A 6,607-nucleotide genomic window follows, 5' to 3' on the forward strand; every position below is an offset into this window, starting at 1 on the left:
GTCGTTGCCGGGGCAATCCTTGCCGTCCTGATCAACGCCACGGAGCCGTTTCGCGTCCCTCTGGGAATTGCCCTTGGAGTCCTCGCGATCACCCTGCTAATCGCCTACGCCGTCACCAGCTCATCACGGGCACATGAGCGAAGGCCAGCGCCGACTAAACGCATCAGGGAGCGCCAAGTGATGTTCGGCAAGATAACGCATAAGAAGTCCCTGGCGGCGGAACTTGCCCTCCTTGCAGAACTCCATAGAAGTGGCGCGCTTTCTGACGAGGAATTTCGCGCCGCCAAACGCCGCATCCTTGGCGGCTGATAGCCCAGGAGTGCGCGCTCCCGATCGAGGAGTTGCTGTAGAGGTTGGGGAAATGATCGGGTCAGTCGCAGGACCCTGTTACTTACATGGCGCCGGCTGGAAGTAGTGACTGCTGAGCCACAACGCCACCTCGTTGCCGATCTCGGCGCCCTGTACGTCGGCGGTGCGGAAGTGAATGCCGCCCCAGACGCGAGCATCAACGATCTCCTGTATCGCCGCGGAGAATCCGTCGAAGTATCGTGGCTCGCCCGGGAAGCGACCGGAGTTCACGTCGAAGGCGACCTCGTCCATGCCGAAGAACTCCTGCGCCGCGTAGAGAGCGGCGCCGCTGACGCATCCGTGACCGGACGGGTGGTCGGAGAACGGCGGAGTGCCGAGCGGCGGGACGGTTGCTGTCGATGGATCGAAGAGCGGTTTCCATGTCGGATCGGCTTCCGTCTCCGGATTGCCGTCGGTGTCGGCTTCGCGGATCGCCGCCATCGGACGCCAGAAGTTCCAGTAGGACTTGTCGTTCCAGCAAGCGACCGCGCCATCAGCGGCGGCGAGGTTGGTCATCGCGAAGAGCCGAGCCGCGTCGGCCAGGTCGAGTCCGTGCTCCACGGCGAGGCTGCGGAACACGCCGTTCCAGAGTGCCACCGGCGGGGCTTGCCAGAAGATGGCCGCAGTGGTCTGGTCATCTGTTCGAGTGGCACTCACGAGAGCACCGATCTCCTTTACCTCGTTGAAGTCCGCTGTGTACTCGGCACTCCTCAGCGGGTTAGGACCCTCCGAGCGGAATTGGTCGGGACTCTCGATGATGAAGGGTTGGAGATTGGCCACCCAGGCGTCTGGATCGAGCGCACCGGGCGCGACGGGCCGCCAATCGCCGGGACCGGTTCCGATGTCGAACTCGAACGGGGCCATGAACCCGTCATCGGTGCGCGCGAGGATCATCGCCGCCGCGGCGGCCTCACCGGCGGCGACGCCTTCGTCCTTGTTCGGGCCGTCGGTGACGCCCGCGAGCGTTGCTTCGTACGCAGCGTCGAGGCCAGCTACTTGGGCCGCCGGCACCAGCGTGACCAGCACGTGGTGTGCGGCGGTCGAGATCGCCGCATCTAACGATGCATCCGGCCCAACGCCGACCGATTCGCCGTCGAGCAGATACGGCTGGTATCCGCGATCGATGGCGTTCACTGCGTCGTACACCGCGCCTTGAACCATCGCCATGCCGCGGAGCTGGCCGTGAGCCGTGGGACGCAGAGGGGTGACGTGCTCTTGGGCGATGGTGCTCCACTCGATGAGGACGTCCGTGTTCGACGGCGCCGTGTTCCGAGCGTTCGAGGCGCCGGCGCTCGACACCCCCGGTAAAACGAGTGCGGCGGTCAGTGCCGGGATCAAGCAGAGCGACCACCGTCGGCGTGGACCGTTCCCCGAAGTCCGCGATGGTCGTCTGCGATGATGGTTAGCGTTGCTGTTCGTCATGGCGTCGGTCCTTCCGTCGTCGGAGCCATGTTCAAGCGAACCCGACGGAGTCGACATCTCATGGGTGCCCGACACCGGCGGCACGCGACCGCCCGAGGTCAGCGCGATGCGCAATCGGTGCGGTTACTCCAAGGGTGATCCTCCGCCAGCGCGTTGTCCAGAGGAACCGTGTCCGGCAGCCTATAGCAAGCCGCGCTGCGCAGGATCGACTCAGGGCTGCGGTATCACGAAGTGCGCGACGCCTGTCAGGACCAGGACTACAGGCACGGCAAGGACGACGCTTCGGTACATGCCTCCCAGCCAGGTGCTTGCCCTGGATGGCCGAAGCAAGGGTCCGATAATGACAGTCGCAAGCAGTACCGCGAGGATGCCCGCACTAATTAGCGACGCACGAACAGGCAGCAAATGCGGCGGGCACATCGCCGAAAGGCTGACGGCACATCCCCAACTCGGCAAAACCGGCTGGGCCATCCAAAGGACAAGCAGCCCCAGTAGGACGATACCTGCCGCGACAACAGGAGGAGGTTGCGTGAATAGGCCAGTCACTGTCTTCACTCGAACTGTCTTCACTCGTCCTTCTCAGCCTCCGCATGACTCTCAAGTGAGGGAGTCGGCCCGCTCTTGTGCTCCGGCACGTCGCTTCGGGCTTGACCGTCCTGAACGAAAGTAATCCGAATTTGGCTCCCCTGCTCAAGGACTGACCCAGCGGAAGGATCTTGGGACGTCACCCAGAACAGCCCCGGCCACGTGCGCGAACGGAGCCCTGGCCCGTCAGGGTCCCCGGCTGCAAGACCAAACCCAATGTCCGCCGCCATCTCTTGTGCAATATGCACAGGCTGCCCAACAAGATCGGGAACAGTCAGCGTCTGACGTTCCGCCATCGCTGCATCTCCTTTGACCCCGAACAGCTGGAACGGTAATACCAAACTTTGTTCACACCAGAATACCGCCGGTGACTCAGCAGCGGACATCGCCGGCCCGGAGCGGAAGTGCTCGAATGCAGCTGGGTGCCGGTCTTGTCAGCCAGGCCCTGACGACTTGCCGGAGGTCGGTCACCCGTCTTCCGGCCGAGCGCGATCGAGCCAGTCGCCGAACAACGCGGCGAGCAGTTCGGGCCGTTCGTGCATGAGCGCATGGCCGGCATCATCGATGACAGCCAGGGTCGCGTGCGGGTAGTGTTCGAGCAATTCGGCCGCGTCGGCATACCCGACGACCGAATCGCGTCGTCCCGCCACGACCAAGGTCGGCGCAGAGAAGACGGTCGACCCGACGTCGATCGTCCACCCTGCGAAGATACGTCCCAGCGCAGCCTCGTCCACAAGTGCCGTACCCGGCGCAACGCTGTCACGGTACCTGCGAGCTGTGGCCCGTGTGCGCAAGACGAAGTAGTCATCGAACCCCGTCCGCTGTGCAGGTTCGAGTTCGTCGTACGCATCGGCGTCCTGGCGGACCACTTCGAGGTCAGGCACGCTTCGCGCCTGCCCTGCAAGGGGGCACAACAAGGCCATGCCGAGCACGATGTCTGGCCGCTGCGCAGCCACACCACGAGCCAGGTAGGCTCCGTACGAGTGCCCGAGCAGCATCACCGGTCCCGCATCCAGGTGATCTATGAAATCGCCGAGCAGCGTCACCACATCATCGTTGCAGTTCAAGCCGCCGGCCGTCGAAAGGCCCATCCCGGGCAGATCAGGATAGATCCGCCTGTATCGCGTGTCGGGAACGATGGCCTCGATCGCCGCCTCGATCTCGCGATGATCCACACCGGCGCCGTGTAACGCAACAAGCGGCACGCCGACACCATGCTCGACGTAGTGGACCAGGACGTCGTTGATCCGGCACTCCATTCCCACACCCTAATCCCTGCCGTTGACGCGAACCGCGCGAACAATAGCCAGTTGAAGATGACGGGCTGGCGAACCGCTGGCCTAAGCGTGGCGTTCCCTTCGCGTTCGCCGGGCTGTAAGCAGCGCGTTGTAGTGTGATGGCGTGATCGTCCCAAACATTTCCCAGAACGCCGCGGCGGTGGCGGATCACTACGACGAGCTCGATCCGATTTATCGTCGGGTGTGGGGTGAGCATGTCCATCACGGGCTATGGTCGACGGGTCGCGAGACCCCCGCCGACGCCGTCGAGGCGCTCGTCGACACGGTCGGCGATCGGCTGCGCCTTGTGCCCGGAGAGGCGTGCATCGACATCGGCTGCGGCTATGGCTCCACGGCGAGGCGGCTCGCGGTGGCACGCGGGGTTCGCGTTACCGGGTTGACGCTTTCCTCTGAGCAGGCCCGCTACGCCGCCGCGCATCCCGTACCCGGCGTGGACGTCCATCTCCGCGACTGGCTGGTCAACGGACTGACCGATGCCTCGGCCGATGCGGCATGGGCGATCGAGTCGAGCGAGCACATGGTCGACAAGCCCAAGTTCTTCTCCGAGGCCCATCGCGTGCTGTCGCCCGGTGGCCGCTTCGTTGTCTGCGCATGGCTCGCCGAGACTAATGCGACCGGTTGGAAGGTTCGCCACCTGCTCGAGCCGATCTGCCGCGAGGGGCGCCTGCCGTCGATGGGCACGCGCGAGGAGTATGAGGCGATGGCAATGGCGGCGGGCTTTGCGATCGATGGCTATGAGGATGTCAGCCACCGCGTCGCGCGCACATGGACGATCTGCGCCCGTCGGCTTGTGAAGGCCTTGCTTGCCGATCGCGAAACCCGTCGTCTCGCCCTTGGCGCACGCAATCGCATCTTCGTTCTGAGCATCCCCCGCCTGATCCTCGCCTACCGCACCGGTGCAATGCGCTATGGGATATTCACGCTGTCGAAGGCGAGGGAGAACGAGGCGCCTCGCGAACCCGGCAAATCAGCGGCTATGGATAGGTGAAAGGGGAGACCACCGTGACAGCGAATTCAATCACCGAGTACATCAACCAGTACGACGGCGATGTGCGGCATCGGCTGCTGACCGTGTACGAACTGATCCGGTCGGCCGTGCCCGCTGAAGCTGTGGAGTCGATCAGTTGGCGTATGCCGACCTTCAAACTCGGCACTGAGCCGTTGTTCTTCTTCACCGGAACAAAGCGCCATATCGGGTTCTATCCGACGTCAGACGCGATCGCGCATTTCTCGACAGAGCTGGCCGCATACGGAACCACCGAGCACGCTATCCAGCTGCCCCATAGTGCCCCGCTCCCGACCGAGCTCATCGGCGAGATAATCGCGTGGCGGCTACAACAGCTGCCTTCGGACAAGGTCTGAGTGCATCCTTCCCAGCCTGGGATAACGGACGTCGTACCCTGCCAAGCGTTCCCGGCCGGTACCGTGAAGGTGTCCGAAACCACCACTTTGGGCAGGGTGTTGTATGCCCTGCTGACGCGGCGGTTTTCCTCGCTGACCGCACGGTTCCCGGGGTCCTCAGGGGCGGTGGCAATTCCAGGCCAGTAGGAGCTGAAACGCACCGCCCCGCCCAACAACGTCGCCAACGGCGGCGACGGACGTTAGTTCACCGCTTCTTGCCAACGCCCGGCACGGACGTTGCCTGTTTCATCCAGGCAGCGATCTGGAGTTCGTCGACGTCGTCAATGGACTCGAGTTCCACACCCCGCGTTGACTTGCCCATGCCCACCGGAGTCACCGGCGGCACAGGCTCCAGAGCGTCACCATTCACAAACATGAGCTTCACATGGCCAGCAAAACCTCCGCAGCTGAAGCACCATCCGTCGCCGACGCCGTAGTAGGACATACCCCACTTCACGGAGCGCCGGAGATCAGGCAGCGTCCTTGCCGCCAGAGCATCCACCGTCTCTGCGATGCCGCGCTGCGGCTGAGGCAGGCTGGCGATATACGCGAAGACCGGCTCGTTGCCGACTGCCGCTTTCGCGGGGCTTGCCCGGCCCGTCATGGCCGCCGGCAGCGTGGTGGCGGCGTCGACGTGTGCTGCGCTGCCCGTGTCCGCCGGCTTGTGGCCTTCCTTCTTACCGGTCTCTCTGCTGGTCATGGAATTAAGTATTGCTGATCAGTCCGCCTTGGTAGCTTTCAGGCATGGCTATCAAACTTGAGAATGTGGGTATCGCTGTTCGGGATCTTGAAGCAGCAATCGCCTTTTTCACCGATCTCGGCCTCGTGGTCATCGGCCGTGACACAGTCAGCGGCGAATGGACCGATACTGCCGTTGGACTTGATGGTAATCACGCCAACATTGCGATGCTCCAGACCCCGGACGGGCATGGTCGAATCGAGCTCTTCGAATACATCCATCCCAAAGCGAACGAGACCAACCCGACGCGTCCCAACGACATTGGCATGCATCGGGTGGCATTCTCGGTAGACGACATCGACAAGGCCCTGGAGGTAGCAGCGAAGCACGGATGTCATCCGCTACGCGGGGTGGCCACCTACGGCGACGTCTACAAACTCACGTACCTCCGCGGGCCTAGTGGAATCCTGGTGATGCTCGCCGAAGAGTTGAAGAAAGACTGACGCGCAGATCGCAACTGCCTTAGCCCAGGACAGCCCATCCTCGCGGCGGCACCAGGACGGCGTTGCCACCGACGTCGATAGTCGCCTGTCCGGCGACGACGGAGGTGGCGCCCTCGGCGCTGACCCGCTGGGTGTCGTGCGAGAGGTTCAATACGACCACGAGCGCATCGGCGTCAACCGCGATGCGGTATGCCAGCACCTCGTTGGAGAGATGAAGGACGTCCGTGGTCGCACGGTGCAGCCATGGATTCCTCCGCCGCACCCCGATGAGCGCCTGGTGCATTGCGAAGATAGGGCTTCCCACGGGCGAGAGCTGGCCGGGGGAAGCGGGGAAAAGCGGCCTCACGTCGTCGTCGCCCCCTGCCCTGTCC

General features: G+C 63.7%; 9 protein-coding genes. 4 read left to right on the forward strand and 5 right to left on the reverse strand.

Features of this window, described 5'->3' with window-relative positions; translation table 11 throughout:
* Positions 1-309: SHOCT domain-containing protein (locus VFH65_RS11465; protein WP_353321549.1), on the forward strand; the 309-nt coding region annotated here is incomplete at its 5' end.
* Between the two features lie 78 nt (positions 310-387).
* On the opposite strand, the gene VFH65_RS11470 is transcribed toward VFH65_RS11465, so the two are convergent.
* The 3 genes from VFH65_RS11470 to VFH65_RS11475 all read right to left on the reverse strand — a co-directional run bounded on the left by VFH65_RS11470 (position 388) and on the right by VFH65_RS11475 (position 3,614).
* Positions 388-1,686, reverse strand: coding sequence for a vanadium-dependent haloperoxidase (locus tag VFH65_RS11470; protein ID WP_353321550.1), 1,299 nt, complete (start codon positions 1,684-1,686; stop codon positions 388-390).
* 650 nt (positions 1,687-2,336) lie between these two features.
* Complete coding sequence (locus VFH65_RS32040; RefSeq protein WP_414688399.1) at positions 2,337-2,741, reverse strand: PASTA domain-containing protein; 405 nt, start codon at positions 2,739-2,741, stop codon at positions 2,337-2,339.
* Positions 2,742-2,822: 81 nt separating this feature from the next.
* Positions 2,823-3,614, reverse strand: a complete 792-nt coding sequence (locus tag VFH65_RS11475; RefSeq protein WP_353321552.1) for an alpha/beta fold hydrolase — start codon at positions 3,612-3,614, stop codon at positions 2,823-2,825.
* A 142-nt stretch (positions 3,615-3,756) separates the two neighbouring features.
* Between VFH65_RS11475 and VFH65_RS11480 the strand changes: the two genes are divergently transcribed.
* Together VFH65_RS11480 and VFH65_RS11485 are read left to right on the forward strand one after the other, a co-directional pair.
* On the forward strand, positions 3,757-4,641 hold the full coding sequence (locus VFH65_RS11480; protein WP_353321554.1) for a class I SAM-dependent methyltransferase: 885 nt from the start codon (positions 3,757-3,759) through the stop codon (positions 4,639-4,641).
* 14 nt (positions 4,642-4,655) lie between these two features.
* Positions 4,656-5,015, forward strand: coding sequence for an iron chaperone (locus VFH65_RS11485; protein ID WP_307483405.1), 360 nt, complete (start codon positions 4,656-4,658; stop codon positions 5,013-5,015).
* A gap of 244 nt (positions 5,016-5,259) precedes the next feature.
* Here the strand turns inward: VFH65_RS11485 and VFH65_RS11490 are convergent, their stop codons facing one another.
* On the reverse strand, positions 5,260-5,754 hold the full coding sequence (locus VFH65_RS11490; RefSeq protein WP_353321556.1) for a DUF1801 domain-containing protein: 495 nt from the start codon (positions 5,752-5,754) through the stop codon (positions 5,260-5,262).
* A 44-nt stretch (positions 5,755-5,798) separates the two neighbouring features.
* On the opposite strand from VFH65_RS11490, the gene VFH65_RS11495 reads away from it, so the two are divergent.
* Positions 5,799-6,236: a VOC family protein gene (locus tag VFH65_RS11495; protein WP_191080131.1), complete on the forward strand. Its 438-nt coding sequence runs from the start codon at positions 5,799-5,801 to the stop codon at positions 6,234-6,236.
* 19 nt (positions 6,237-6,255) lie between these two features.
* On the opposite strand, the gene VFH65_RS11500 is transcribed toward VFH65_RS11495, so the two are convergent.
* Positions 6,256-6,607 (reverse strand): DUF3459 domain-containing protein (locus VFH65_RS11500; protein ID WP_353321558.1); only part of this gene is annotated, 352 nt, incomplete at its 5' end.

The organism is Mycobacterium sp. (assembly GCF_035697385.1).
In the GTDB taxonomy this organism is placed as follows: domain Bacteria; phylum Actinomycetota; class Actinomycetes; order Mycobacteriales; family Mycobacteriaceae; genus Mycobacterium.

Bases quoted from the DNA above. Each gene is read 5' to 3' on its own strand.
- VFH65_RS32040 (WP_414688399.1), bottom strand. From the start codon at position 2,741: ATGTCCGCTGCTGAGTCACCGGCGGTATTCTGGTGTGAACAAAGTTTG.
- VFH65_RS11475 (WP_353321552.1), bottom strand. From the start codon at position 3,614: ATGGAGTGCCGGATCAACGACGTCCTGGTCCACTACGTCGAGCATGGT.
- VFH65_RS11490 (WP_353321556.1), bottom strand. From the start codon at position 5,754: ATGACCAGCAGAGAGACCGGTAAGAAGGAAGGCCACAAGCCGGCGGAC.
- VFH65_RS11495 (WP_191080131.1), top strand. From the start codon at position 5,799: ATGGCTATCAAACTTGAGAATGTGGGTATCGCTGTTCGGGATCTTGAA.